Source organism: Streptomyces sp. BK340 (assembly GCF_007827595.1).
Lineage (GTDB): Bacteria > Actinomycetota > Actinomycetes > Streptomycetales > Streptomycetaceae > Streptomyces.
Map to the genome: position 1 here is coordinate 356,155 of NZ_VISR01000003.1, position 22,718 is coordinate 378,872.

The following is a 22,718-nucleotide window of genomic DNA, read 5'->3' on the forward strand; positions in this document are numbered from 1 at the left end:
GCTCCCCCTCAGCCGAAGTCCATGGTGCCGGGCATGGCCCAGTAGCACTCGCGCGGTCCGCCCCACGGGTCGCCGTTGACGTCCGGGTCGCCGTCGTTCAGCAGATCCGTGCCGGTCGCGTTGCCTACGACGCCGTCCACCTCGAGGCCGCCGCGCCACTTCTGGTACCAGCGCACGTCGGCGTCCGTCTTCGGGCCCCACTGGCTGTCCTCGTCCAGGTGCGTGTAGGGCGGCGCGGAGGGGCCGGAGAGGTTGTGGTGGGCGATGACGTAGTTGATGTTGTGCTGCACACACTGCACGCCCTTGCCGTACGTGGTGTGGCGGTAGCCGAGGAGACTCGCGTTCGGGTCCGCGCTCGCGCCGGCGGTCGCCCCTAGGACCGAAGCGCCTGCGATCGCGAGCGCCACGGAAGCCTTCGCCGCCCCTCTCCTCACGCGCCCGTCGCGCCGCGTCGACTTCGCAGTCTTTCGCAATTTATGATCCTTTCCACCGTTGAGGTGTTCCGTTCAAGACCAGATCGAGAACCGACGGTCCGAGTGTGCGAGTACGGGGGACGTGTCATGAACTTGTGTGCGCTGACGCGCAATTGCCCAGGTCGGGCGACCTGAGATGCTGCGAATCCACTTCACGGGCGAGGACCTGGGCCGGATCCGGATCGCCCCTGAGCCCGACCCTCTCTGGGAGCTGCTGATCAGCCTGAACCGGCTGCGCCGACGGGACGCGGGGGTGGTCTACAGCTCCTGGCTGAAGGACACGTTGCCGCGCGTACCGGCCTCCACCCGGCTTCTGACCGCGCTGGCTCCGCCCGTCGGCTACTCGGTGGACTTCCTCACGCCGGCTGTCAGCGGCGGCGTCGACGACCGGATCGAGGCCTTGCGTTCCACCCCACTCCGACGGGTCCAGATGGATCTGCGGGAGTTCAGCAGGCGCAATCCCACCCGTCGGCTGCCTTCCTGGTGCCGTGAACTGGCCGCCGGTCAGGCGTCCGGGCTCGCGCGGCTGGCCGACGCCGCGGCCGGCTACTTCGGCGCCGCCCTCGCACCGTACTGGGACCGCATACGAGCCCAGGTGAGCCGGGACCGGTCGCGCCGGTCCACGACGCTGGCGGGCGGGGGCTGGGACACCGTCCTCGGCTCGCTGCATCCGTCGGCGCGCTGGGAGTACCCGGTACTCCGGCTCGACTACCCAGTCGACCAGGATCTGCATCTCGGAGGCCGCGGCCTGCTGCTCCAGCCGTCCTTCTTCTGCCGCCGCGCGCCGACGGCCTTCGCCGACCCGACGCTGCCGCCGGTTCTGGTCTACCCGATCGAGCACCAGGTCGACTGGGGATCGCCGCAGGCCGGTTCGACAGGCGGCCGGGCGCTCGCCGCGCTCGTCGGACCGACCCGGGCGACCCTGCTGCACGCCGTCGCCGACGGCACCGCGACGACCGGCGAACTCGCCCGCCGGGCCGGGACCACCGCGCCCAACGCCAGCCGTCACATCGCCGCACTGCGCGAGGCGTCCCTGCTCTCCAGCCACCGCCACCGCAACGCGACCCTGCACACCCTCACCGAACTGGGCCTGGCCCTGCTCAGCGGCGGCAACCCGCTCATCATGTCGTGAGGACAGGCGCCGGCGAAGTGGTTCCTCAGCCGGAGCCGGCGACCGGCAGATCGACCCGCGGAGCGGCACCGACGCGGCGAGCCAGGCAGCACCGTCCGCCAGGTGCTCATGAACATCGGGGTTGCGTCAGGCCCGGCCTCGGCGGTGAGCACCCGCGCCCGTTCGGGCGATGCGGTGCCTGAGGCGGGCGTGCCCCGATACCGGTGCCCCGGTGTGCGGTGATGCTGGGTCGCGTCCGTCGAGCGCATGACCGCCAGGAGGGCGACAGCCGTGTCCCAGGACGAGGAATCTCTGCCGGCCATTGCCGGTCCCCCGCAGTTCGCCGTCCGGGCGAGGACCAAGCCCGGCGGCGATGTGTGGTTCACCATCGGCCAGGGGTGGGAGTTCCGTGCCGACGACGGTGTCGCGTACCGGCTCCGGTTCACGATGACGCCGGTGAACTGGGACGGGGAGCTGGCCCTGATGCCGATTCCGGATCAGCAGGAGGGCCGGACCTACGGACAGGGCTCGGCTGCGGCGGAGGGAAGCCGGTGAGTGCCCAGGAAGCAACACGGACGAAGACCCCCACGACCCTCGAGGACGTCGACGGGGTCCTGGACTTTCTCTGGCTCGAGCTCACGAACCGCTGCAATCTGCGGTGCGTCCACTGCTACACGGATTCGCATCCGCTCAGCGGCGACCGGGACGTGCTGACCACCGAGGACTACGGGTCGGTACTGGACCAGGCCTACGAACTGGGCTGTCGCCGGATCCAGCTGATCGGCGGCGAGCCCCAGCTGCACCCGGACTTCGACGGGCTGCTGCGCCGTGGCGTGGACACGGGTTTCGACTTCGTGGAGGTGTTCACCAACCTCACCCGGCTGGACGAGGAGACGCTCAACTTCTCGGCGGAGAACGCCGTGCACTTCGCGACCTCGGTCTACTCCGACGACCCCGCTGTGCACGATGCCGTCACCACCGTGCGCGGCAGTCACCGGCGTACCGTCGCCAACCTCCGCCGGCTCGTCGGGAAGGGGGTGCCGACGCGGGTGGGTGTCATCGCGGTCAAGGGTGACACCGAGGCCGCGGAACGCACCCGGCAGTTCCTGCTCGACCTCGGGGTGGACGGCTCGGTACGGACGTCGGAGGTACGGGAGTTCGGCCGGGGGCAGGACCTGCTCGGACAGAGTGCGAGCCTGTCGGGCCTGTGCGGGCACTGCTGGAACGGCAACCTCGCCGTCGCGCCGGACGGCAAGGTCTTCCCGTGCGTGATGTCCCGCGACTGGGCAGTCGGTGACGTCCTCGAGCAGACGCTGGAGGAGATCCTGCGCGGGGACGCGCTCGCGCAGGTCCGCCGCGAGATCCACGACACGGTCTGGCAGAAGGAGGCCGACAGCGCACGGTGTCCGCAGTCCTGCCAGCCCGACATCTCCTGCCCGTGCGAACCGCTGCTGTGCACCCAGTCGTGCGATCCCCTGCCGACGATCGCCCGAGCGAAGCAGACGGGACCCCGCTGACCGCTCCATGTCCGAAAACCGTCGGAGGCGGTCTGCTCTGTGTGAGCAAACCGCCTCTGACCTGCGACTTCACGTCGGGACGACAGGATTTGAACCTGCGACCCCTTGACCCCCAGTCAAGTGCGCTACCAAGCTGCGCCACGTCCCGATGCGAGTTCACGCAAGGCTTTCCGCGTGATCACGCAGGTCAACCCTACCGCACGCGCGCGGGTGCCGGTGTCGTCCCCGCCGCGACGGGCTCCGCCGTTCGGGCGGCGCGACGGACCGGGACCAGGAGGGCGGCGCCGGTCGCGGCCAGGCAGAGGAGGGCGAGCAGGGTCCAGCCGTGGGTGTAGCCGGAGGCCTGGGGCAGGCCGGAGGGCTGCAGGTGGGCGGTGACCAGGACGCTGGTGAGGGCCGCGCCGATGGAGCCGCCGATGGTACGGATGTTGGCGTTCATGCCGGTGGCCGCGCCCGTCTGCTCGGGCGGGACACTGCCCACGATCAGGTTGGCCATCGAGGCGTAGGCGAGTCCGATGCCGAGGCCGAACAGGCCCGCGACGACGGCGATCTGCCACTGCGCATCGTGCCAGAGGGTCAGGAAGCCACAGGCCAGTGCGCCGAGCGCGGCGCCCGCGGTGAGCAACGCCTTGGCTCCGACACGGGGTTCGAGCCGCCCGGACAGGACGCCCGACAGGAACATCGCGACGAGCATCGGCAGCATGAGCAGGCCGGACTCGGTCACGCTCGCGCCGAAGCCGTAGCCGGCCGCGGTCGGTGCCTGGACGAAGCCCGGCAGGAAGGACCAGATCGCGTACATGCCCGCACCGAACAGCAGGGCGGCCGCGTTGGTCGTCCACACCGCGGGCAGGCGCATCACACGCAGGTCGATGAGGGGGGTGCGGGAGCGGGCCTCGGTGGTCAGCCACAGGGCGAACAGCAGGACGGCGGCGGCGAGCAGGCCGAGCACCTTCGGCGAGCCCCAACCCCACTGCCCGGCCTGGCTGAGCGGGAGCAGGAGCGCCACCAGCCAGGCGGAGAGCAGCACGGCTCCGAGCCAACTGACCTTCCCCTGGCCCTTTTTGGGCGACTCGGGGATGTAGCGCAGAGCGATCAGGACGGTCGCGGCGACGATGGCCACCGGGATCCAGAACAGCCAGCGGTAGTCGAGGGCGGAGACGATGGGCCCGGCGGCCACCATGCCGACACCGCCGCCCGCGGCGATCACGGCGGACAGGTTGCTGATGCTGCCGCTCACCCGGGAGGCGGCGAACTCGTCGCGGATGATGCCGAAGGAGAGCGGGAAGAGCGCGCCGCCCACGCCCTGGACGACCCGGGCGACGATCAGCACGCCGATGTCCGGGGCGAGCGCGGCGACGAGACAGCCGGCGAGCACGGCCAGCAGGACCGCGACGAGGGTGCGTTTCTTGCCGACGAGGTCGCCGACGCGGCCGAGGATGGGGGTGAACACCGAGGCGGACAGCAGGTACGCCGTCATCACCCAGGTAGCGGTGGACTGCGAGGTGTGCAGTGCGTGCTGGACGGTCGGCAGGGCCGGCGCGATCAGAGACTGCAGCATGGCGAACACGCCGGCACCGGTCGCCAGGACCGCGAAGGTGAGACGGGTGGACTTGCGGGGCATGGAGAAGCCTCTCCGGATTCGGGACGCGGAGGGTGGATGTCTTGGGGGACGGGCGGTGCGTGACACGCGAGGCCCGTACGAACGGGGTGCGGGAGGCCGGCGCCGGGACGCGTCCGTCCACGGCGAAGCCGCCCCCGCACTGCTAAAGTGGAGGTACCCCTCCACTGTAGCGGAGGGGTACCTCCGGTTCAACCGATTCCCTTCCGGGAGGCAGCAGTGACGGCCACGCCGTTCCCCGTCAGCGAGATCGTCGCGACCCGCCGGCCACACCGAAAGGACGCCGCCCGCAACTACGACGCGCTGCTCGCGGCCGCCCGCGAGGCGTTCGCCGAACACGGCGCGGAGGCCTCCCTGGAGGACATCGCCCGCCGGGCCGGCGTCGGCATCGGCACCCTGTACCGGAACTTCCCCACCCGCCGCGACCTCTTCGAGACCGTCTACGCGGACGAGGTGAACGCCCTGTGCCGGGCGGCCGTCGAGCTGGCGGACCGGGAGCCGTGGGACGCGCTGACGGCCTGGCTGGACCGGTTCGCGGGCTACATGGTCACCAAACGCGCGGTCCGCGAGGCCCTGGACGACGAGTCCGACATCTTCATGGCCTGCCGCGAGTCGATGTACGCGGCCGGCGGCCCGCTGCTGGAGCGCGCCCAGAAGGCGGGCGTGGCCCGGGCGGACATGGACTTCGGCGACCTGCTGCGGATGGTCGCCGGTATCACGGCGACGGCGTTCGAGAGCGAGGCCCAGCGCGACCGGGTGCTCGCGATCGCCCTGGACGGGGTGCGCACCGGCCGCTGAGGTCAGCCGGTCAGCCGGTGGTCGGGGGCAAGGGCGGCCGCGATGCGATCGGTGATCGTCTGGGCCGTGTTGCCCCCGGGCGCCTTCTTCCCGACGGTCGTCGACACGGCGATGGCCAGCCGCTGCGCCGGCAGGTAGGCCTGCACGGCCGCGAACCCGGCGAACGACGGATTCTGCAGGACCCAGCCGTTCTTGACGACGACGCCCACCCCGAAGTGGAAGTCCTCGGTCTGCTTGAAGCACACGGTCGCGGGGCAGCTCGCGGTCGGCGCGCCCAGGCCGACCGTGCCGGGGTTCAGCTGCACCTGGTGGGAGCTGTGGGAGAGCAGCTGTCCCGAGCCGATCCCCTGGGCGGAACGGGCCAGGTCACAGATGTCCGTGGTCTGGACGGCGCCGGGCGCGGTCGTCCAGGACGGGTCCCAGTAGGTGGCGTCCTCGTAGGGACCGCGTTCGTCGTCGTAGGCGTGCAGTACGGGCGCCGGGATCTCGGGCGTGAAGCCGTTGCCGGTCTCGCTGAGCCCGAGGGGGTCCATGACGCGTTGCCGCAGCAGCGTGTCCAGCGGGGTTCCGGTGATCTTCTCCAGCGCGCGGCCGAGCAGCACGAAGTTGGCGTGCGAGTAGCTCCAGCCGGTGCCGGGGTCGTACCAGAGGGGATGGCCGAGGGAGAAGGCGACCAGCTCCTGCGGCGTCCAGTGCTGGAACGGGTCCGCGTAGAGCTGCTTCACGAAGGCCGGGTCGGTGACGTAGTCGTGCAGTCCCGAGGTCGAGTCGCCGAGCATCCGCAGGGTGATCCGATCGCCGTGCGGCAGGTCCGGCAGCCAGCGGGAGACGGGGTCGTCCAGGCCGACCCGGTGCTCGTCGACGAGCTGGAGCAACGCCGTGCCCATGAAGGCGATGGCGACCGAACCCGACCTGAAGTGCATCGCCGGGGTGGCCGGCACGCCGTTCATCGAGTTGCCTTCCGCGAAGGTGGCCACCTCCCGTCCGTCCTGCGTGACCCGGACCAGGGCGGCCTTCAGATCGAGGTCGCTGCGCGCCTTGCGCACGATGTTCAGGATGTGGCCGGCCGTGCCTGCGGGCTTGCCCTCGGTGGCGACGCAGCCGTTGTCCCGGGGCGGGACGGCTGCCGCGGCCGTCGTCGTCTGCAGCGTCGCGGCGAGCAGCACGGCGGCGCACAGGGCCGCCGTACGGGACCGGCGCGGGGGTGAGCGCCGCACGCCCCGGGAGGCCTCCACGTCCCGTGCCGCGTCGCAAGCCGTACGGCCCAGCGTGCCCAGCATGTCTACAGGGTGCCCCCGTCACGTACGGCCCGCAGCACGACGGGTTCAGGCGCGCTCCAGTACGAGGTCGAAGCGGGCGTGCCGGAAGGGGTTCGGTACGCCGAACTCGCGGGCCAGGCAGGGGTCGTCGGTCGGGATGAAGTCCTTGACCAGGCTGTCCTTCACGGCGAAGACCGCGTCCGAGTCGAGGTGGGCGCCGCCCGCCACGAAGATGTGGGTGGTGACCGGGGCGTGGCCGTCGGCCTTCGCGACGAAGTGGATGTGGGCGGGCCGGTAGGGGTGGCGGCCGCAGGCCTCCAGCAGGGTGCCCACGGGTCCGTCGGTGGGGATCGGATACGGGCCGGGCAGGCAGGTGCGGAACCAGAAGGCGCCCGCGGTGTCGGCGGTGAACAGTCCGCGTCCGTTGCCCGGGGGTTGGGCGTCCGGGCGCTGCACGTCGTAGAAGCCGTGCGGGTCGGCCTGCCAGACGTCCACGACCGCGCCGGGCAGCGCGGTGCCGTCGGCGGCGCGGACCCGGCCGCTGACCACGCAGGGTTCGCCGTCGCCCACCAGGTCGATGCTGTCGCCGAGTTCGCGGGCCGGGGACTTTGTGAGGTGGAAGGGGCCGAGGACCGTCGACTCGGTGGTGCCGGGCGCGCTGTGGCCGTGCACCGTCTCGACCAGCATGGACAGGCCGAGGACGTCCGACAGGAGGATGAACTCCTGCCGGGTGTCCGTGCAGGCCTGCCCCGTCGCTGCGAGGAAGCCGACGGCCCGTTCCCACTCGGCCTGTGTCAGCCGGGTCTCGCGGGCGAAGGCGTGCAGGTGCCGGACGAGGGCGGTGAGCAGGTCGCGCAGCCGGGGGTCGGCGGTGGCGGACAGGCTGTCGACGGCCTGGCGGGTCACGGTGTCGACGGCCTCTTCGGATACGGCTGCCGCGCTCACCGCTGCTTCGGTCGCGCCTGGCGCGGTTACGGCGTCTTCGGTGGTCATACCGACTCCATGCCCAGCGGCACACCGCTCGCCTACTTGATGACCGCGTTGGCCACCACCACGACCACCCCGAGCACCGCGTCCGCCAGGCCGATCCCGAGGGCGGCCGGCCAACTGCGCCTCCCTCCGCGGGCGGTGACCAGGCCGAGGGCGAAGAGGATCACGATGTTCAGGGCGAACACCGGGTACTCGACGCCGTTCGGGGGCCACCAGCCCCAGCCCGCGCCCGCGAGCAGGAACACCGTCGGCACGACCGCCATGACCAGCGGCCACTCGTCGGCGAGGGTGCGCAGCACGTCCCAGCGGCGGTGCGGGGCGCGCTCGGCGATGTAGTGGGCGTAGCCGTGGGCCAGTGCGGAGGCGCATGCGGTGACCAGCAGCCATAGGGCGTCGTAACGGCGGCTGGCGGCGGAGCTGTGGCCGTGCTGGGTGAGCGCGGCGACCATCGAGCTGGCCAGGACCGAGCCGTAGACCCCGCCGAACAGGACGGCCTCGCGCGTGCCGTGCTGCCGGTGCGGCTCGGCGGGGGCCGCCGTGGAGTCAGCCATGCACCCCACCATCACCCGCGCCCCGGGCCGCCGCCAGTTCGCACGCCCGGCCCGCGCGGCCCGACGAAGTGTCCTCCCACCAGGCCCGATGCCGCACACACTGTCGACGGCCGGACGACGCCGGCGCTGGTTAGGGTCACCCCATGACGCACAGCTTCGCGCTCCACATCCCCGACGCCGACCTCGAACCCGAGCCCCTCGACCCGGAGCAGATCGTCTCCGGGAACCCGGAGGTGACCGGGAAGGTGGTCTGGGAGTCGGCGGACGGCCGGCAGATCCGCGGGATCTGGCAGATCACCCCGGGCGTGGTCACCGACACCGAGGCGGACGAGCTGTTCGTGGTGATCAGCGGGTCGGCGACGATCGAGTTCGAGGACGGGCCGACGCTGCGGGTGGGTCCCGGGGACATGGCGGTGCTGCGCGCCGGCGACCGCACGACGTGGACCGTGCACGAGACGCTGCGCAAGGCGTACGCGATCAATCTGTGAGGCGGGGCGGCGGCGCCGTAGTACCCCGGATCTCCAGGGTCGGTGCGGCCAGGTGCAGCCGCCCCTCGTCCGACGGCCGCTCGAAGCGGTCCAGGAGGCAGCGGGCGGCTCGCCGGCCGACCTCGTGCGGGGCGGTGTCGACGGTGGTGAGCCAGACGTGCCGCAGCCGGGCGATGCTGGTGTTGTCGTACCCGGCCACCGACAGGTCGCGCGGGACGGTGAGGCCCAGCTCCCCGGCCGCCGAGAGCGCGCCGACCGAGGCCATGTCGTTGACGGCGAAGACCGCCGTGGGCCGGTCTGCGCGGCTGAGCAGCCGTACCGTGCCCCGGTAGCCGCCCTCCTCGGTCAGATCGCCGGGTTCGACCAGCGGTTCGGCGCCGTGCGCCCGCATGGCCGCCTCGAAGCCGCGCCGCCGCAGCTCGCCGACGGCGCCGTGGCCCGCGAGATGGGCGATCCGGCGGTGGCCGAGGCCGAGCAGGTGCTCGGTGGCCAGCCGGGCCCCGAGTTCGTCGTCCCCGGCGACGACGTCCACGCCCGGCGGCTGCGGCTCGCGGGCGCCCGCCACGACCACCGGCATCCGCCGGGCCAGCGTGCCGAGTCCGCCCGCGTCCGGGACCGTACCGACCACCACCAGGCCGTCGGCGCCCAGGTCCAGGAAGGGTTCGGCGAGGTCGTGGCCCATGCGCCGGTTCAGCCGGGCGTCGGCGAGCAGCATGTGCAGGCCGGCCGCGTGCAGCAGGGGGTTCAGGCCGTCGAGCAGGTCGACGAACCAGGGGTTGCGCAGGTCGTCGAGGAGGACGCCGACGGTGCGGGTGCGCTGCTCGCTCAGGCTGCGCGCGGCGGCGTTGGGCCGGTAGCCCAGCTCGCCCACGGCCTTGAGCACGGCGTCCCGCTTCTCCGCGCGTACCTGGCCGGAGCCGCGCAGGACCAGTGAGACCAGCGACTTCGACACCCCGGCCCGTTCGGCCACGTCGCGGATCGTCGGCGGTCTCATGGGATGGACCGTTCCATGTGGCGGGCCGGGCTGTCAAAGGGTTGACATGGATCCGTTCTCCCTTGCCGAAGGGTTGACGCGCGCGCCATGTCCGTACAAAGGTGGCCCGGACAGGATGTGGACCGGTCCAAAAAGGGGCTGTCATGGTGGATGCGCTCGGTGTCGCCGTCGTCGGGTTCGGCTGGATGGGGCGGGTGCACACCCAGGCCTACGCCCGCGTCCGGCACCACTATCCGCAGCTCGCCCTGCGGCCCGAACTGGTGGCGGTGGCCGAGGAGGTGCCGGGCCGGGCCGAGGAGGCCGCCGAACGGTTCGGGTTCGCCTCCGCCACCCGCGACTGGCGTGAGGTGGCCGCCGATCCGCGGGTCCGGGCCGTCAGCGTCACCGCGCCCAACTTCCTGCACCGGGAGATCGGGGTGGCGATGGCCGAGGCGGGCAAGCACCTGTGGATCGAGAAGCCGGTGGGTCTGACCGGCGATGACGCCCGCGCGGTGGCCGACGCGGTCGCCAAGGCCGGGGTCCGGGGCACGGTCGGCTTCAACTACCGCAATGCGCCCGCCGTGGAGGCCGCCCGCGACCTGATCGCCTCCGGCGGGATCGGCACCGTCACCCATGTCCGCATCCGTCTGTTCAGCGACTACGCGGCCCATCCCGAAGGCGCTCTGACCTGGCGGTACGAGCGCGAGCGCGGCGGCAGCGGGGTGCTCGGCGACCTGGCTTCGCACGGCGCCGACCTGGCCCGCTTCCTGCTCGGCGACATCGCGTCCCTGACCGCCGACACCGCGGTCTTCGTCCCGGAGCGGGCCCGCCCCACGGGTGCGACGGCGGGTCACGCGCTGGCCTCCGGCGGCGAACCGGGCCCGGTCGAGAACGAGGACTACGTCAGCTGCCTGCTGCGCTTCGCCTCCGGCGCCCGCGGCGTCCTGGAGGCCTGCCGGGTCTCGGTCGGCGAGCAGAACAACTACGGCTTCGAGGTGCACGGCACCCGGGGCGCGGTGTCCTGGGACTTCCGCCGGATGAACGAGCTGGCGGTCAGCCGCGGTACGACGTACCAGGACCAGCCGGTGAGCACGGTGTACGTGGGTCCGGGCGACGGCGAGTTCGCCGCGTTCCAGCCGGGCGCCGGCAACGCGATGGGCTACGACGACCTGAAGGTGATCGAGGCGTACCGCTTCCTGCGCTCGATCGCCGAGGGCCGGCCGTACGGCGCCACCCTGGCCGACGCGGTGCACGGCGCGGCCGTGCTCGACGCGATGGCGGTGTCGGCCGAGACCGGGACGTGGGTCAGCCTGCCTGCGTCGTAGGCATGTTGTAGGGCGTGACCACCTGGATCGCGGACGGCAGGGTGGGTCCCGCCGGGGGCAGTGCGCCGTGGGCGCGCATGACGAGGTGGCAGGCCTCGCGCATGTCCTGGCGCAGGTCGTGGTGGAGCACGGCGGACAGACGGTGCTCGCGCAGCAGCCGGGTGTTGTCGTGGTCGAGGTCGTGCGCGACGAACACGGCGCACTCGCGGCCCAGCTCCCCGAAGGCCCGCAGTGTCGCGATGTTGCCGCCGCCGATCGAGTAGACGGCCCGGATCTCCGGGTCGCGCTGCAGAGCGGCCCGGACCAGGTCGTACTGCGTGGCGTCCAGGCCCTGCCCCTCGGTCAGCTCCACGAGCACGCGGTCGGGGTGCCGGGCACGCATGACGCTGCGGAAGCCCATCTCGCGCTCCTCCTCGTTGCGGAAGAAGCCGCTGCTCAGGCTGGTGAGGACGTTGCCGGGGCGGTCGCCGAGCCACTGGCCCATGAGGTAGGCCGCGGTGGCACCGGCCGCGCGGTTGTCGATGCCCACGTAGCCGAGCCGGCCGCTCGCGGGCAGGTCGGTCACCAGGGTGACGACCGGTATGCCGGCCGCGGTCAGCCGGCCGACGGCCGCCGTGACCTCGGGGACGTCCGGGGCCTTGAGGATCACGCCCTGGGAGCCGCGCCGGGCGATCCGGTCCAGGATCGTGACCAGCTCCCCCGCCGGGGCGGTCTCCCGGAAGTGGAAGCGCGAGCGCAGCACGGCCGGGTGCAGGGAGGGCAGTTCGGCCTCCAGGGCGGCCCGGACGGCCGTGGTGAACCGGTCGGGCGCCTGGATCACGATGTCGACCATGAAGGTACGGCCGACGAGCCGGACCTGGGTGCGCTGCCGGTCCAGGTCGGCGATGGCCCGGTGCACCTCCTGCGCGGTGCTGGCCCGCACCCCTCCCCGGCCGTTGAGCACGCGGTCCACGGTGGCCTCGCTGAGGCCGGCCTGACGGGCGATCTCACGGATCGGGAAGGGGTGGCCCACGGTTCGGCTCCTTGAGGGGTTTTTGATGGATCGCTGCCGGTTGTTCGAGGGGTTTGTACTGACAAGAATGACAGCACGACGTCGCCCCGGGAACGAAAGAAGGACGACGATGTCCCGCACCGCCGCACAGGGCCGTGCCTGGCTCTCCGAGCAGGACTGCGACCTCGGCTCCTTCCGCGCCCTGCTCGCGCGGACCACCGATCCCGCGGAGTACCCGTACGCCGCGTCGGTGGAGAGCGACGTGCTCGTCTACGACAGCGAACGGCTCCGCGCCGGTGACCGCCGGGAGGTGCAGGCCGAGCTGGTCCGGGCGCTCACCGACGGGCCCGGCGTCGTGGTCCTCGAGGGCGCCTTCCCCGACCCGGCGGTCGTCGACCGGGCCACGGCGGTGTTCGACGCCCTGATCGCCGAGCAGCGGGCCTCCGGCGCGGGCGCCGGGGATCATTTCGCCAGGCCGGGCACCAACGACCGGGTGTGGAACGCCCTGGAGAAGGCGGCGCTGTACGACCCGGAGACGTTCGCCGACTACTACGCCAACGACCTCGTGGCCCTGGTCGCGGAGGCCTGGCTCGGCCCCGGCTACCAGGTCACCTCGCAGATCAACGTGGTCAACCCGGGAGGCGCCGCCCAGACCGCGCACCGGGACTACCATCTCGGCTTCCTGACCGGCGAGGCCGCCGCCGCCTTCCCCGCGCACGTCCACCGCCTCTCCCCCGCGCTCACGCTGCAGGGCGCGGTCGCGCACTGCGACATGCCGGTCGAGTCGGGGCCGACGCTGTACCTGCCGTACTCGCAGCGGTACGAACCCGGCTACCTGGCCTGGCGGCTCCCGGAGTTCCAGGCCCACTTCGACGCGCACCACGTCCAGCTTCCCCTCGCCAAGGGCGACGCGGCCTTCTTCAACCCGGCGCTCTTCCACGCCGCCGGCCCGAACCGTTCGGCGGACGTCCGGCGCATGGCCAACCTGCTCCAGGTGTCCTCGGCGTTCGGGCGGGCGATGGAGACGGTGGACCGGGAGGCCGTGGCCAACGCGGTCTTCCCGGTGCTGCTGAAACGCAGGGCGCAAGGCGTGGGTCAGGAGTGGCTCGACCACGTGATCGCCGCGAGCGCCGAGGGCTATCCGTTCCCCACCGACCTCGACGACGATCCGCCGGTCGGCGGTCTGGCGCCGCCCTCACAGGCGGACGTGGTACGGCGGGCGGTGCGCGAGGAATGGACTCCCCGGGCCCTGCGGGACGAGCTGCGGGCCGGCGCCGAGCGGCGCAAGAGCTGAAAGAGCAAGGAACTCATGGGACTTCTCGACGACAAGGTCGTCCTCGTCAACGGCGGCAGCCAGGGCGTCGGCGCCGCGATCGCGCGGGCCGCCGTGCGGGAGGGCGCCACGGTGGCCGTGACCGGGCGCCGCCCCGAACCGGGCGAGGCCCTGGTGACCGAACTGTCCGCGGCCGGCGGCAGGGCGATGTACGTCCAGGCCGATCTGTCGGACGCCGACCAGGCCAAGGCCTCGGTGGCCGAGGTGGCCGACGCCTACGGCCGGATCGACTGCCTGGTCAACTCGGCCGGCCTGACCTCACGCGGGACCCTGCTCGACACGACGCCCGAGCTGTTCGACGCGCACATCGCGGTCAACCTCAAGGGGCCGTTCTTCGCGATGCAGGCGGCGGTGGCCGACATGGTGGCGCGCAAGGCGGCCGGCACGATCGTCAACATCATCACCTCGTCGGCGCACGGCGGGCAGCCGTTCCTCGCACCGTACGTCGCCGCCAAGGCCGGCCTGGCGGGCCTGACCCGCAACGCCGCGCACGCCCATCGCTGGGACCGGATCCGGATCAACGGCCTGAACATCGGCTGGACCGCGACGGAGGGCGAGGACGCCACCCAGCGCGCCTTCCACGACGCGGGCGACGACTGGCAGGAGCAGGCCGCCGCCCGGCTGCCGATGGGCAGGCTCGGCCGGCCGGACGAGATCGCCGACTTCGTGGTCCTGCTCCTGTCCGACCGGTCCGGAGTGGTCACCGGTTCGGTGATCGACTGGGACCAGAACGTGCTCGGCGCCCTCGACTAGCTCTCTCCTCCAGCACCCTCGCACCTTAGGAGCCGCACCCTCATGCGCATCGGAATCCTCGGCCTCGGCCGCATCGGCGCTTTCCACGCCGAGACACTCTCCGGGCTCGACGCCGTCGAGTCCCTCGTCGTCACCGACCCGTTCACGGACGCGGCCAAGGCAGCGGCCGAGCGGTTCGGGGCCGAGGTCGCCGACTCGCCCGAGGCGCTGCTGGCCGCCGGCGTGGACGGCATCGTGGTGGCCGCCGCGACCGACGCCCACCCGGCGCTGATCCGGGCGGGAGTCGAGGCGGGCGTCCCCGTCTTCTGCGAGAAGCCGGTCGCCCGCACCATGGCGGAGGGCGTCGAGGTCCTCAAGGCCGTGCAGGGCAGCGACGTGCCGATCCAGGTCGGCTACAACCGCCGCTTCGACACCGGTTTCGTCGCCGCACGGGCCGCGGTGCAGGCGGGCGAGCTGGGCAAGCTGCACACGGTCCGCTCGACGACCCTGGACCCGGCACCGCCGCCGGCCGCCTACATCGCCGCCTCCGGGGGCATCTTCCGCGACTGCTCCGTCCACGACTTCGACATCATCCGCTGGGTGACCGGCCGCGAGGTCACCGAGGTGTACGCGGTGGGCGGCAACCGGGGCGCCGGCTACATCAAGGAGGCGGGCGACGCCGACACCACCGGCGCGATCCTCACCCTGGACGACGGCACGATCGCAGTGGTCTCCAACTCCCGCCACAACGCCCGTGGTTACGACGTCCGCATGGAACTCCACGGCTTCGCGGACTCGATCGCGGTCGGCCTGGACGACAAGCTCCCGCTCCGCTCGGTCGAGCCGGGGGTGACCTTCCCGGCGGGCACCCCGCACGACTTCTTCATGGACCGCTTCACCGAGGCCTACCGCGCCGAACTCACCGCGTTCACCGAGGTCGTGGCCGGCACCCGCCCCTCCCCCTGCACCGTCGAGGACGCCCTGGAGGCGGGCTGGATCGCCGATGCCTGCACCCTGTCCCTGCGCGAGCACCGGCCGGTGACGATCGCGGAGGTGCGGGGGGCCTGACGGCGGACCTCCGTCGGCCCGGACGACGGCCCGTCCGTGCCCGAGGCCCACTCGGGCACGGACCCATGAGATCTGGATCACAACCCGTGAGTGAATGTCACACTCCGGGTGCCCGGGGCGCTCTCAGTTCGGAAAGCATCCGCGACGAGAGGCCCCGCGATGTCCGACACCGCGACACAGGTGTTCCACGACCACCGTGAACTGCTGTTCTCCATCGTCTACAACATGCTCGGCAGCGTCGCCGACACCGAGGACGTGCTGCAGGAGACCTGGCTGTCGTGGACGGCCAGGAAGCAGGCGGCGAACGCGGAGCCGATCGACAACCCGCGCGCCTACCTGGTGCGGATAGCCGTGAACCGGGCCCTCGCCCACCAGGCCACGGTCAGCCGCCGCCGCGAGACGTACGTCGGGCCGTGGCTGCCCGAGCCGGTCGTCGGCCCCCTCACCGGCACTCCCGCCCCGGACGATGCCGCCGACACGGCGATGCGCGCCGAGTCGGTGTCGATGGCGCTGCTGGTGGTCCTGGAAACCCTCACTCCGCTGGAGCGCGGGGTGTTCGTCCTGCACGAGGTGTTCGGCTACGCCCACACCGAGATCGCGGACATCCTCGGCCGCAGCCCCTCGGCGATCCGCCAGCTCGCCCATCGCGCCCGGGAGCACGTCCACGCGCGACGCCCCCGCTACGAGCCCGACCCGCGCGTCCGCCGGCAGGTGACCGAACGGTTCCTGGCCGCCGCCCTCGGCGGTGACCTGGACGCCCTCCTGCGGCTCCTGGCGCCGGAGGTCACCCTGTGGGGCGACGCCGGAGGCAAGGGCCGGGCGCCTGCGGGCCTGCGTCCGATGCACGGCCGGGACAAGGTCGCCCGGCTGCTCGCCGCTGCCGCCCCCCACTCCGGCAAGGGCCTCGACATCGCCTACCGCAGCGTCAACGGCGCCCCGGCGGCAGTGCTGTTCGCCGGTGACACCCTGTACGCCGTCCTCGTCCTCGATCTCACTCCGGACGGCGACCAGGTGTGCGGGATCTATGTCGTCGCCAATCCCGACAAGCTCGCTCACGTCGACTGAACGCCGAGGAATCCACATGGTGCGCACACTGGCGTCCCTGCCCAGCGGCAGGGTGGCGAAATGGGTCGTCCTGGCCCTCTGGACACTCCTGCTGGTCCCGGCCCTCCTGCTGGCCGGCAAGCTCGGTGACGTCGAGGAGAACGACAACTCGGCCTGGCTGCCCGGCAACGCGGAATCGACCAGGATCGTCGACCGGGCCGAGAAGTTCCGGCTCGCCGACACTCTGCCCGCGATCGTGGTCTACGACCGGCCCGGGGGTGTCACCCCTGCCGACATGGCCAAGGCACGAGCCGACGCGGAGGTTTTCAAGGGCATCCGCAACGTGGTGGGGCAGCCGCAGGGCCCGGTGCGGGCCCAGGACGGCAAGGCCATCCAGACCGTGGTCCAGGTACGCAAGGACAGGACGGGCTGGGAGGGAATCGGCAAGGCCGTCGACGCGCTGAGCGGGGTCGGCGAGGCGAACGCCGACGGTCTCGGGTTCCATGTCACCGGGCCTGCCGGATACGCATCGGACTCGGTCAAAGCGTTCAGCGAGGGCGGTGGTCTGACGACGATCACCGCGGCCGTGGTGATCGTGATCCTGCTGCTCACCTATCGCAGCCCGGTGCTGCCCGTCCTGCCGCTGCTGACCGTGGGCGCCGCCCTGGTCACGTCGGAGGCGGTGATCTACCTGCTGGCGAAGAACGCCGGACTCACCGTCAACAAGCAGACCGGCTTCATCCTGACGGTGCTGGTGTTCGGCGCCGCCACCGACTACGCGCTCCTGCTCGTCTCGCGGTACCGGGAGGAGTTGCGGCGGCACGAGGACCGGCACGAGGCGATGGCGGAGGCCCTGCACCGCTCAGGTCCCGCGATCGTCGCCAGCGCCGCGACCGTCGCGGTCAGCCTGACGCTGCTGATGCTGGCCACCCTGAACTCCACCAAGGGGCTCGGCCCCGCCTGCGCCGTCGGTGTCCTGGTCGGGCTGCTCGCCATGGTCACCCTGCTGCCGGCCCTGCTGGTCGTCTGCGGCCGCTGGATCTTCTGGCCGGTGCGGCCGTCGTACGGATCGGCCGGTGCGAGCGGCGAGGGCGTCTGGACCCGGGTCGGCACCGCCGTCTCGGGCCGGCCGCGGCTCGTGTGGATCGGCACCGCGCTCGTCCTCGGGGCCATGGCGACGGGGCTGTTCGGGCTCAGGGCGGACGGGCTCTCCAACACGGACCAGTTCACCGGCAAGCCACAGACGGCCGTCGGCGAGGAGATCCAGTCCCGTCACTTCCCGGCAGGGTCGGGCGACCCGGTCTTCGTCGTGGCGAGGGCCGCCTCGGCGCAGCGGGTGCGAGCCGCGCTGTCCGCCGTACCGGGAGTCGCGGGTGTGTCGGCGCCGAGGGTCGTGGCCGGTGAGGCCGTCCTGCTCGGGGAACTCGAGGACGACCCCAGCAGCACGGCCGCGCTGCGCACCGTCGAGCGCGCCCGAACCGCGGTCCACCGGATCGAGGGTGCGCACGCCCAGGTCGGCGGCAACACGGCGGTCACCCTCGACACACGGGAAGCGGCCGCCCGCGACTCCGCGGTGATCATCCCCATCGTCCTGGTGACGGTGTTCCTCATCCTCGCGCTGCTGCTGCGGGCGATCGTCGCGCCCCTGCTGCTCATGGCGACGGTGGTGCTGTCCTTCGCGGCGGCCCTCGGCGTGGGCGGTCTGATGTTCGACCACGTGTTCCACTTCGCCGGGGCGGACGCCTCCTTCCCGCTGCTGACGTTCGTGTTCCTGGTGGCGCTGGGCATCGACTACAACATCTTCCTGGTCACCCGGGTGCGCGAGGAGGCGCTGCCGCACGGCACCCGGCGCGGCGCGCTGACGGGCCTGTCCGCCACCGGGGGTGTGATCACCTCGGCGGGTCTGGTGCTGGCCGGTACCTTCGCGGCGATGGCCTCGCTGCCGCTGGTGTTCGCGGCCGAGCTCGGGTTCGCGGTGGCCTTCGGTGTGCTGCTGGACACCGTGATCGTGCGCTCGGTGCTGGTCACCGCGCTGACCCTGGACGTGGGCCGCTGGATGTGGTGGCCCAGCGGGCTGTTCAGACGTCATGACGACCCCCGGCCGCCGTCGGGCACGTCCGACCCCGAACCCGCGCTCGCGGGCACCTGACGACGTACCGCGCGGGCCTTCCGGCTCCGGCCGGAAGGCCCGTCCGCATGACGCGCCGCGCCGGAGCGGCGGCTCCGTCAGCCGCAGTACCGGATCAGCCACTCGTCCGCGTTGTACGTGTCCCGCGCCGGGTCCGGCAGGGTCGCCGGCCTCGTCTCCACCGTGTCCTCGGGTCGTATCCGCTCGGGCAGCCGGCTGAAGCGGCCGAAGGTGTCGGCCGCCTCGGCGGCGTGCTGGGACGTCTTGTGCGGTTCCGTGCGGTGAGCCATGTCGTCCGTCCTCCCGTGCTCGCAGGCGTTCCCCCGTCGTCGGTCAGAACGCCCGCTCGCCACCGTTGGTTCCCGGCAGGCCCGGGGCCGAACCCCTCAGGCCCCGCACGACCTCAGGAACCTGCGCGTCCGCACCGCGACCGGCAGCGGTTTGTCCGGCTCGCACGGGTACATGTCCTGCTCGACGATCGCGAACAGATCCACGCCGAGCCGCTGCGCCGCCTCCAGCACCGGCCCCAACGCGGGCACCCCGGCGGGCGGTTCGCACATGACGCCCCGCTGCACCGCGGGCCCGAACGGCACCTCGTTCGCCACGACCTCGGCGAGGATCTCCGGGTCGACCTGCTTGAGGTGCAGATAGCCGATGCGCTCGCCGTAGGTCTCGATCAGCTTGACGCTGTCGCCGCCGCAGTAGGCGTAGTGCCCGGTGTCCAGGCAGAGGTTGACCAGCTCGGTGTCGGTCGAGTCGAGGAACCGCTCGACGTGCTCCTCGGTGTCGATGTGCGTGTCGGCGTGCGGGTGCACGACGAGTTCGAGGCCGTACGTCTCCTTCACCGCGTGGCCGAGCCGTTCCATGCCCTTGGTCAGGTGCGCCCACTGCCCGGCCGTCAGCTCCGGCGGCTCCAGGATCTCGGCGGTCTTGTCGTCCCGCCAGAAGGAGGGGATGACGACCAGGTGCCGCGCCCCCATGGCCTGGGTCAGGGAGGCCACCTGGCTGACGTGGGTCCAGGTCTCGTCCCAGACGGACGGGCCGCGGTGCATGCCGGTGAAGACCGTACCGGCCGACACCTTCAGGTCCCGCCGCCCCAACTCGTCCTTGAGCCGGGCCGGGTCGGTGGGGAGGTAGCCGTACGGGCCCAGTTCGATCCAGTCGTACCCGGCCTCGGTCACCTCGTCCAGGAAGCGTTCCCAGGGGACCTGCTGCGGGTCGTCCGGGAACCACACGCCCCAGGAGTCGGGGGCGGAGCCGACCCGGATGCGGTCGAGCGGAGTCGGGTTCGCCATGTCAGGTGGTCCCTTCCGAGGGGGTCTTCACAGGTGCGGTGAGGTCCTCCTTCTCGGGGAGCTCCTCGACGTCGACGCCGCGGACCTGGGCCAGCTCGTGCTTGAGCGCGGCGAGTTCGGCGCCGCCGGCCATGTGGTTGGTCAGCTCCTCGAGGCTGACCTCGCTGCGGCCGGCGCTGAGTTCGAGGGTGCCCAGGCGCAGCACGCTGAAGTGGTCGCCGACCATGTAGGCGTGGTGCGGGTTGTGGGTGATGAAGATGACGCCGAGGCCGCGGTCGCGGGCGGCGGCGATGTACTTCAGCACCACCCCGGACTGCTTGACGCCGAGGGCGGCGGTCGGCTCGTCAAGGATCAGGACACGGGCGCCGAAGTAGACGGCGCGGGCGATGGCCACGCACTGGCGCTGGCCGCCGGAGAGCGTGCCGATGGGCTGCTCCAGGTCGTCCAGCACGATGCCCATGTTGCGCAGTTCCCGGTCGGCGGTCTTCTTCATCGTGTCGATGTCGAGCCGGCGGACGGGCCAGGGGCCCTTCGTCATCTCGGAGCCGAGGAAGAAGTTCCGCCACACCGGCATGAGGGGGACGGTGGCGAGGTCCTGGTAGACGGTGGCGATGCCCTCGGCGAGGGCATCGCGCGGGCTGCCGAAGCGCACCGGCCGGCCGTCGACGTGGAAGTCGCCCTCGGTGTGCTGGTGCAGTCCGGAGATGATCTTGATGAGGGTGGACTTGCCGGCACCGTTGTCGCCGAGCACGCAGGTCACCTGGCTCGCGTGGACCTTGAGGTCGACGCCGTGCAGGGCGCGGATGTTGCCGTAGGACTTGCCCGCGCCGCGCAGTTCGACGAGGGGGCCGTCCGCGGCGGGGGCGGTGTTCTTCAGGACGGCTCCGTGGGTTCCGGTTCCGTTGCTTGTCATCGGTCCTACCTCCGGGTCGCCGTGCGCTGGACCCACAGATTGATCAGGACGGCACCGAGCAGCATCACGCCGAGGAAGGCCTTGAACCAGTCGGGGTTCCAGCCCGCGAAGACGATGCCCTGGTTGACCATGCCGAACATGAACGCGCCGAAGACCGGGCCGATCGCGGAGCCGGAGCCGCCGGTGAGCAGACAGCCGCCGATCACCGCCGCGGCGATGTAGATGAGTTCCTGGCCGACGCCCTCACCGGACTGCACGGTGTTGAACGAGAAGAGGTTGTGCATGCCGATGAACCAGGCGCCGAAGCCGACCAGCATGAACAGGGTGATCTTGGTGAAGTTCACCGGGACACCGACGGCGCGGGCGCTCTCCTTGCTGCCGCCGACGGCGAAGATCCAGTTGCCGTACTTGGTGCGCAGCAGCACCCAGGTGGCCAGGGCCGCGAAGGCCACCCAGTAGAAGACCGTGATCTTCACCTCGGCCCCGCCGATGTCGACGGAGGAGGCGAAGATCTTCCTCGCCTGGTCGAAGCCGTCCATGTTGCTGATGTCGTCGGTGGCGACGTTGCCGGTGACCAGCTTGGTCACGGCCAGGTTGGCGCCCTGCAGGATCAGGAAGGAGCCGAGGGTGACCAGGAAGCTGGGCAGGCCGGTCTTGACCACCATCCAGCCGTTGAAGGCGCCGACGGCGAGCGAGGCGAACAGCGCGACGATCACGCCCACCCACACGTTCATCGTCAGCTGGTAGCTGATCATGCTCGCCACGAGCGCGGAGCTGATCACGGCGACACCGGACGACAGGTCGAACTCGCCGCCGATCATCAGCAGGGCGACCGGGAGAGCCATGATGCCGATGGTCGAGGACTGATACAGGACCGTGGCCAACGAGCCGCCCTGGCGGAGCGAGGGCGCGGCGATCAGGAAGAAGACCAGGACGGCCACGGCGCCCAGGAAGACGCCCACTTCGGGGCGGGCCAGCAGCCGGATCGCCAGCGGGCGCCGGGCGGTGCGGCCGTCGGTCTGCTCGGGGCCGGACGCCGGCGGTCTCCCGACCGCCGGCTCAGCCTGCTGAGTCATGCTCATCACCGGGTGCCCTTCGCGGCGAACGCGGCGATCCGGTCGACGTTGGACTTGTCGACGAAGGCCGGCCCGGTCAGCACCGGCTGCTCGCCGCCACCGCTGTAGTTGCCGTTGTTCTTGTACAGCCACAGCGAGTCGACCGCGAGGTAGCCCTGCAGGTACGGCTGCTGGTCCACCGCGAACTGGATGGTGCCCTTCTGGACGGCACCGGTCAGCTGGTTGTTCAGGTCGAAGGTGGCGACCTTGGCCTTGCTGCCGGCGTCGCCCACCGACTGCACCGCGGTCAGCGCGAAGGGGGCGCCCAGCGTGACCACGTAGTCGATGGCGCTGTCCTGCTTCAGCTTGGCCGTGATCGTGGACTTCACGGACGGCATGTCGGTGCCGTTCACGTACAGCGTCTCGGTCTTGCCGGAGAACGTCTTCTTCACGCCGTCGCAGCGCTGGGTGAGGCCGACGTTGCCCTGCTCCTGGATCACACAGACGGCCTTCTTGGCTCCCACCTCGTTCAGCTTCTTGCCGAACGCCTCGCCCGCCACCGTCTCGTCCTGCCCGAAGAACTGCAGCAGACCGAGCTTCTTCCAGTCGCTGAGCCCGGAGTTCAGGCCGACGACGGGGATCTTCGCCGCGCCGGCCTTGCCGACCACGGCCTTCATGGCGTCCGGCTTGGCCAGGGTGACCGCTATGCCGTCGACCTTCTGGTCGATCGCGTTCTGCACGAAGTTGGCCTGATTGCCGGCGTTCGGGTCGGCGGAGTAGATCAGCTTGATGTTGTCCTTCGCCGCGGCGGCCTCGGCGCCCTTGCGGACGATGTCCCAGAAGGTGTCGCCCGGCGACTGGTGGGTGACCAGCGCGACTGTCATGCGGGGAGTATTGGCCTTGCCCGCTGAGGCACCCGACCCTCCCTCTTCGGCCTTCTTCCCGCCGGAGCTGCTGGAACAGCCGGCGAGTGTCAGGGCTGCCGCAGCGGCCACTGCCACGACGGGGGCCAGTCTGCGGGGGCGGGAGTGCGAAGAGCGGTCCATCTGTCCTGCA

The 22,718-nt window shown here is 71.6% G+C and carries 23 protein-coding genes and 1 tRNA gene; 11 read left to right on the forward strand and 13 right to left on the reverse strand.

Features of this window, described 5'->3' with window-relative positions; genetic code table 11:
- Nucleotides 1-8: 8 nt before the first annotated feature.
- Nucleotides 9-407: a peptidoglycan-binding domain-containing protein gene (locus FB157_RS07975; protein WP_186581399.1), complete on the reverse strand. Its 399-nt coding sequence runs from the start codon at nt 405-407 to the stop codon at nt 9-11.
- A gap of 202 nt (nt 408-609) precedes the next feature.
- Between FB157_RS07975 and FB157_RS07980 the strand changes: the two genes are divergently transcribed.
- The 3 genes from FB157_RS07980 (at nt 610) to FB157_RS07985 (ending at nt 3,101) form a co-directional block, all read left to right on the forward strand.
- Nucleotides 610-1,605 (forward strand): helix-turn-helix transcriptional regulator, encoded by a 996-nt coding sequence (locus tag FB157_RS07980; protein ID WP_145877376.1) that lies wholly within the window; start codon nt 610-612, stop codon nt 1,603-1,605.
- A gap of 270 nt (nt 1,606-1,875) precedes the next feature.
- Nucleotides 1,876-2,139 carry a hypothetical protein gene (locus tag FB157_RS47155; protein WP_186581400.1) on the forward strand — a complete coding sequence of 88 codons (264 nt, stop codon included), beginning with the start codon at nt 1,876-1,878 and terminating at the stop codon, nt 2,137-2,139.
- Nucleotides 2,136-3,101 (forward strand): radical SAM/SPASM domain-containing protein, encoded by a 966-nt coding sequence (locus tag FB157_RS07985; RefSeq protein WP_186581401.1) that lies wholly within the window; start codon nt 2,136-2,138, stop codon nt 3,099-3,101. The genes FB157_RS47155 and FB157_RS07985 overlap by 4 nt, the downstream gene beginning before the upstream one ends.
- 74 nt (nt 3,102-3,175) lie before the next feature.
- On the opposite strand, the gene FB157_RS07990 is transcribed toward FB157_RS07985, so the two are convergent.
- A tRNA-Pro gene (locus FB157_RS07990) sits at nt 3,176-3,249 on the reverse strand.
- A 45-nt stretch (nt 3,250-3,294) separates the two neighbouring features.
- Nucleotides 3,295-4,722, reverse strand: a complete 1,428-nt coding sequence (locus tag FB157_RS07995; RefSeq protein ID WP_145877380.1) for an MFS transporter — start codon at nt 4,720-4,722, stop codon at nt 3,295-3,297.
- A gap of 216 nt (nt 4,723-4,938) precedes the next feature.
- Between FB157_RS07995 and FB157_RS08000 the strand changes: the two genes are divergently transcribed.
- On the forward strand, nt 4,939-5,517 hold the full coding sequence (locus tag FB157_RS08000) for a TetR/AcrR family transcriptional regulator (protein WP_145877382.1): 579 nt from the start codon (nt 4,939-4,941) through the stop codon (nt 5,515-5,517).
- Nucleotides 5,518-5,519: 2 nt separating this feature from the next.
- Here FB157_RS08000 and FB157_RS08005 read toward each other — a convergent pair whose 3' ends face one another.
- From FB157_RS08005 to FB157_RS08015, 3 genes are read right to left on the reverse strand one after another with little or no spacing between them, the layout of a single operon-like run.
- Complete coding sequence (locus FB157_RS08005) at nt 5,520-6,797, reverse strand: serine hydrolase (RefSeq protein ID WP_145877384.1); 1,278 nt, start codon at nt 6,795-6,797, stop codon at nt 5,520-5,522.
- A gap of 45 nt (nt 6,798-6,842) precedes the next feature.
- A complete protein-coding gene (locus FB157_RS08010) occupies nt 6,843-7,769 on the reverse strand; it encodes a dioxygenase (protein ID WP_145877386.1) in 927 nt (308 codons plus the stop codon).
- Nucleotides 7,770-7,801: 32 nt separating this feature from the next.
- Nucleotides 7,802-8,317, reverse strand: a complete 516-nt coding sequence (locus tag FB157_RS08015; RefSeq protein ID WP_145877387.1) for a hypothetical protein — start codon at nt 8,315-8,317, stop codon at nt 7,802-7,804.
- A 143-nt stretch (nt 8,318-8,460) separates the two neighbouring features.
- Between FB157_RS08015 and FB157_RS08020 the strand changes: the two genes are divergently transcribed.
- Nucleotides 8,461-8,805 (forward strand): cupin domain-containing protein, encoded by a 345-nt coding sequence (locus FB157_RS08020; protein ID WP_145877389.1) that lies wholly within the window; start codon nt 8,461-8,463, stop codon nt 8,803-8,805.
- Here FB157_RS08020 and FB157_RS08025 read toward each other — a convergent pair.
- The gene (locus FB157_RS08025) at nt 8,795-9,799 is read right to left on the reverse strand and encodes a LacI family DNA-binding transcriptional regulator (protein ID WP_145877391.1); all 1,005 of its coding nucleotides are present in this window, start codon (nt 9,797-9,799) and stop codon (nt 8,795-8,797) included. The genes FB157_RS08020 and FB157_RS08025 overlap by 11 nt on opposite strands.
- 143 nt (nt 9,800-9,942) lie before the next feature.
- Between FB157_RS08025 and FB157_RS08030 the strand changes: the two genes are divergently transcribed.
- Nucleotides 9,943-11,103, forward strand: coding sequence for a Gfo/Idh/MocA family protein (locus tag FB157_RS08030; RefSeq protein ID WP_145877393.1), 1,161 nt, complete (start codon nt 9,943-9,945; stop codon nt 11,101-11,103).
- Here the strand turns inward: FB157_RS08030 and FB157_RS08035 are convergent.
- Nucleotides 11,084-12,115, reverse strand: coding sequence for a LacI family DNA-binding transcriptional regulator (locus FB157_RS08035; RefSeq protein ID WP_145877395.1), 1,032 nt, complete (start codon nt 12,113-12,115; stop codon nt 11,084-11,086). The two genes, FB157_RS08030 and FB157_RS08035, sit on opposite strands and share 20 nt — an antisense overlap.
- A gap of 109 nt (nt 12,116-12,224) precedes the next feature.
- On the opposite strand from FB157_RS08035, the gene FB157_RS08040 reads away from it, so the two are divergent.
- From FB157_RS08040 to FB157_RS08060, 5 genes are all read left to right on the forward strand, one after another.
- Nucleotides 12,225-13,388 (forward strand): phytanoyl-CoA dioxygenase family protein, encoded by a 1,164-nt coding sequence (locus tag FB157_RS08040; protein WP_145877397.1) that lies wholly within the window; start codon nt 12,225-12,227, stop codon nt 13,386-13,388.
- Nucleotides 13,389-13,403: 15 nt separating this feature from the next.
- Nucleotides 13,404-14,180 (forward strand): SDR family oxidoreductase, encoded by a 777-nt coding sequence (locus tag FB157_RS08045; RefSeq protein ID WP_145877398.1) that lies wholly within the window; start codon nt 13,404-13,406, stop codon nt 14,178-14,180.
- A 42-nt stretch (nt 14,181-14,222) separates the two neighbouring features.
- Nucleotides 14,223-15,227 (forward strand): Gfo/Idh/MocA family oxidoreductase, encoded by a 1,005-nt coding sequence (locus FB157_RS08050; RefSeq protein ID WP_145877400.1) that lies wholly within the window; start codon nt 14,223-14,225, stop codon nt 15,225-15,227.
- Nucleotides 15,228-15,386: 159 nt separating this feature from the next.
- On the forward strand, nt 15,387-16,292 hold the full coding sequence (gene sigJ, locus FB157_RS08055; RefSeq protein WP_145877401.1) for an RNA polymerase sigma factor SigJ: 906 nt from the start codon (nt 15,387-15,389) through the stop codon (nt 16,290-16,292).
- A 16-nt stretch (nt 16,293-16,308) separates the two neighbouring features.
- Nucleotides 16,309-18,420, forward strand: coding sequence for an MMPL family transporter (locus tag FB157_RS08060; RefSeq protein ID WP_145877403.1), 2,112 nt, complete (start codon nt 16,309-16,311; stop codon nt 18,418-18,420).
- A 77-nt stretch (nt 18,421-18,497) separates the two neighbouring features.
- On the opposite strand, the gene FB157_RS08065 is transcribed toward FB157_RS08060, so the two are convergent.
- The 5 genes from FB157_RS08065 to FB157_RS08085 form a co-directional block, all read right to left on the reverse strand.
- The gene (locus FB157_RS08065; protein ID WP_145877404.1) at nt 18,498-18,689 is read right to left on the reverse strand and encodes a hypothetical protein; all 192 of its coding nucleotides are present in this window, start codon (nt 18,687-18,689) and stop codon (nt 18,498-18,500) included.
- Between the two features lie 96 nt (nt 18,690-18,785).
- Nucleotides 18,786-19,694: a sugar phosphate isomerase/epimerase gene (locus FB157_RS08070; protein WP_145877406.1), complete on the reverse strand. Its 909-nt coding sequence runs from the start codon at nt 19,692-19,694 to the stop codon at nt 18,786-18,788.
- A gap of 1 nt (nt 19,695) precedes the next feature.
- A complete protein-coding gene (locus FB157_RS08075) occupies nt 19,696-20,607 on the reverse strand; it encodes an ATP-binding cassette domain-containing protein (protein WP_145877407.1) in 912 nt (303 codons plus the stop codon).
- A gap of 5 nt (nt 20,608-20,612) precedes the next feature.
- Nucleotides 20,613-21,689, reverse strand: coding sequence for an ABC transporter permease (locus FB157_RS08080; RefSeq protein ID WP_186581402.1), 1,077 nt, complete (start codon nt 21,687-21,689; stop codon nt 20,613-20,615).
- Entirely contained in the window at nt 21,689-22,708 is a 1,020-nt protein-coding gene (locus FB157_RS08085) for a sugar ABC transporter substrate-binding protein (RefSeq protein ID WP_145877411.1), read from the reverse strand. The genes FB157_RS08080 and FB157_RS08085 overlap by 1 nt, the downstream gene beginning before the upstream one ends.
- Nucleotides 22,709-22,718: the final 10 nt, after the last annotated feature.

Excerpts from the sequence above, each read along its gene's own strand:
- FB157_RS07980 (WP_145877376.1), top strand. The coding sequence starts at position 610 with ATGCTGCGAATCCACTTCACGGGCGAGGACCTGGGCCGGATCCGGATC.
- FB157_RS07995 (WP_145877380.1), bottom strand. The coding sequence starts at position 4,722 with ATGCCCCGCAAGTCCACCCGTCTCACCTTCGCGGTCCTGGCGACCGGT.
- FB157_RS08005 (WP_145877384.1), bottom strand. The coding sequence starts at position 6,797 with ATGCTGGGCACGCTGGGCCGTACGGCTTGCGACGCGGCACGGGACGTG.
- FB157_RS08010 (WP_145877386.1), bottom strand. The coding sequence starts at position 7,769 with ATGACCACCGAAGACGCCGTAACCGCGCCAGGCGCGACCGAAGCAGCG.
- FB157_RS08015 (WP_145877387.1), bottom strand. The coding sequence starts at position 8,317 with ATGGCTGACTCCACGGCGGCCCCCGCCGAGCCGCACCGGCAGCACGGC.
- FB157_RS08020 (WP_145877389.1), top strand. The coding sequence starts at position 8,461 with ATGACGCACAGCTTCGCGCTCCACATCCCCGACGCCGACCTCGAACCC.
- FB157_RS08025 (WP_145877391.1), bottom strand. The coding sequence starts at position 9,799 with ATGAGACCGCCGACGATCCGCGACGTGGCCGAACGGGCCGGGGTGTCG.
- FB157_RS08030 (WP_145877393.1), top strand. The coding sequence starts at position 9,943 with ATGGTGGATGCGCTCGGTGTCGCCGTCGTCGGGTTCGGCTGGATGGGG.
- FB157_RS08040 (WP_145877397.1), top strand. The coding sequence starts at position 12,225 with ATGTCCCGCACCGCCGCACAGGGCCGTGCCTGGCTCTCCGAGCAGGAC.
- FB157_RS08045 (WP_145877398.1), top strand. The coding sequence starts at position 13,404 with ATGGGACTTCTCGACGACAAGGTCGTCCTCGTCAACGGCGGCAGCCAG.
- FB157_RS08050 (WP_145877400.1), top strand. The coding sequence starts at position 14,223 with ATGCGCATCGGAATCCTCGGCCTCGGCCGCATCGGCGCTTTCCACGCC.
- sigJ (WP_145877401.1), top strand. The coding sequence starts at position 15,387 with ATGTCCGACACCGCGACACAGGTGTTCCACGACCACCGTGAACTGCTG.
- FB157_RS08060 (WP_145877403.1), top strand. The coding sequence starts at position 16,309 with ATGGTGCGCACACTGGCGTCCCTGCCCAGCGGCAGGGTGGCGAAATGG.
- FB157_RS08065 (WP_145877404.1), bottom strand. The coding sequence starts at position 18,689 with ATGGCTCACCGCACGGAACCGCACAAGACGTCCCAGCACGCCGCCGAG.
- FB157_RS08070 (WP_145877406.1), bottom strand. The coding sequence starts at position 19,694 with ATGGCGAACCCGACTCCGCTCGACCGCATCCGGGTCGGCTCCGCCCCC.
- FB157_RS08075 (WP_145877407.1), bottom strand. The coding sequence starts at position 20,607 with ATGACAAGCAACGGAACCGGAACCCACGGAGCCGTCCTGAAGAACACC.
- FB157_RS08080 (WP_186581402.1), bottom strand. The coding sequence starts at position 21,689 with ATGAGCATGACTCAGCAGGCTGAGCCGGCGGTCGGGAGACCGCCGGCG.
- FB157_RS08085 (WP_145877411.1), bottom strand. The coding sequence starts at position 22,708 with ATGGACCGCTCTTCGCACTCCCGCCCCCGCAGACTGGCCCCCGTCGTG.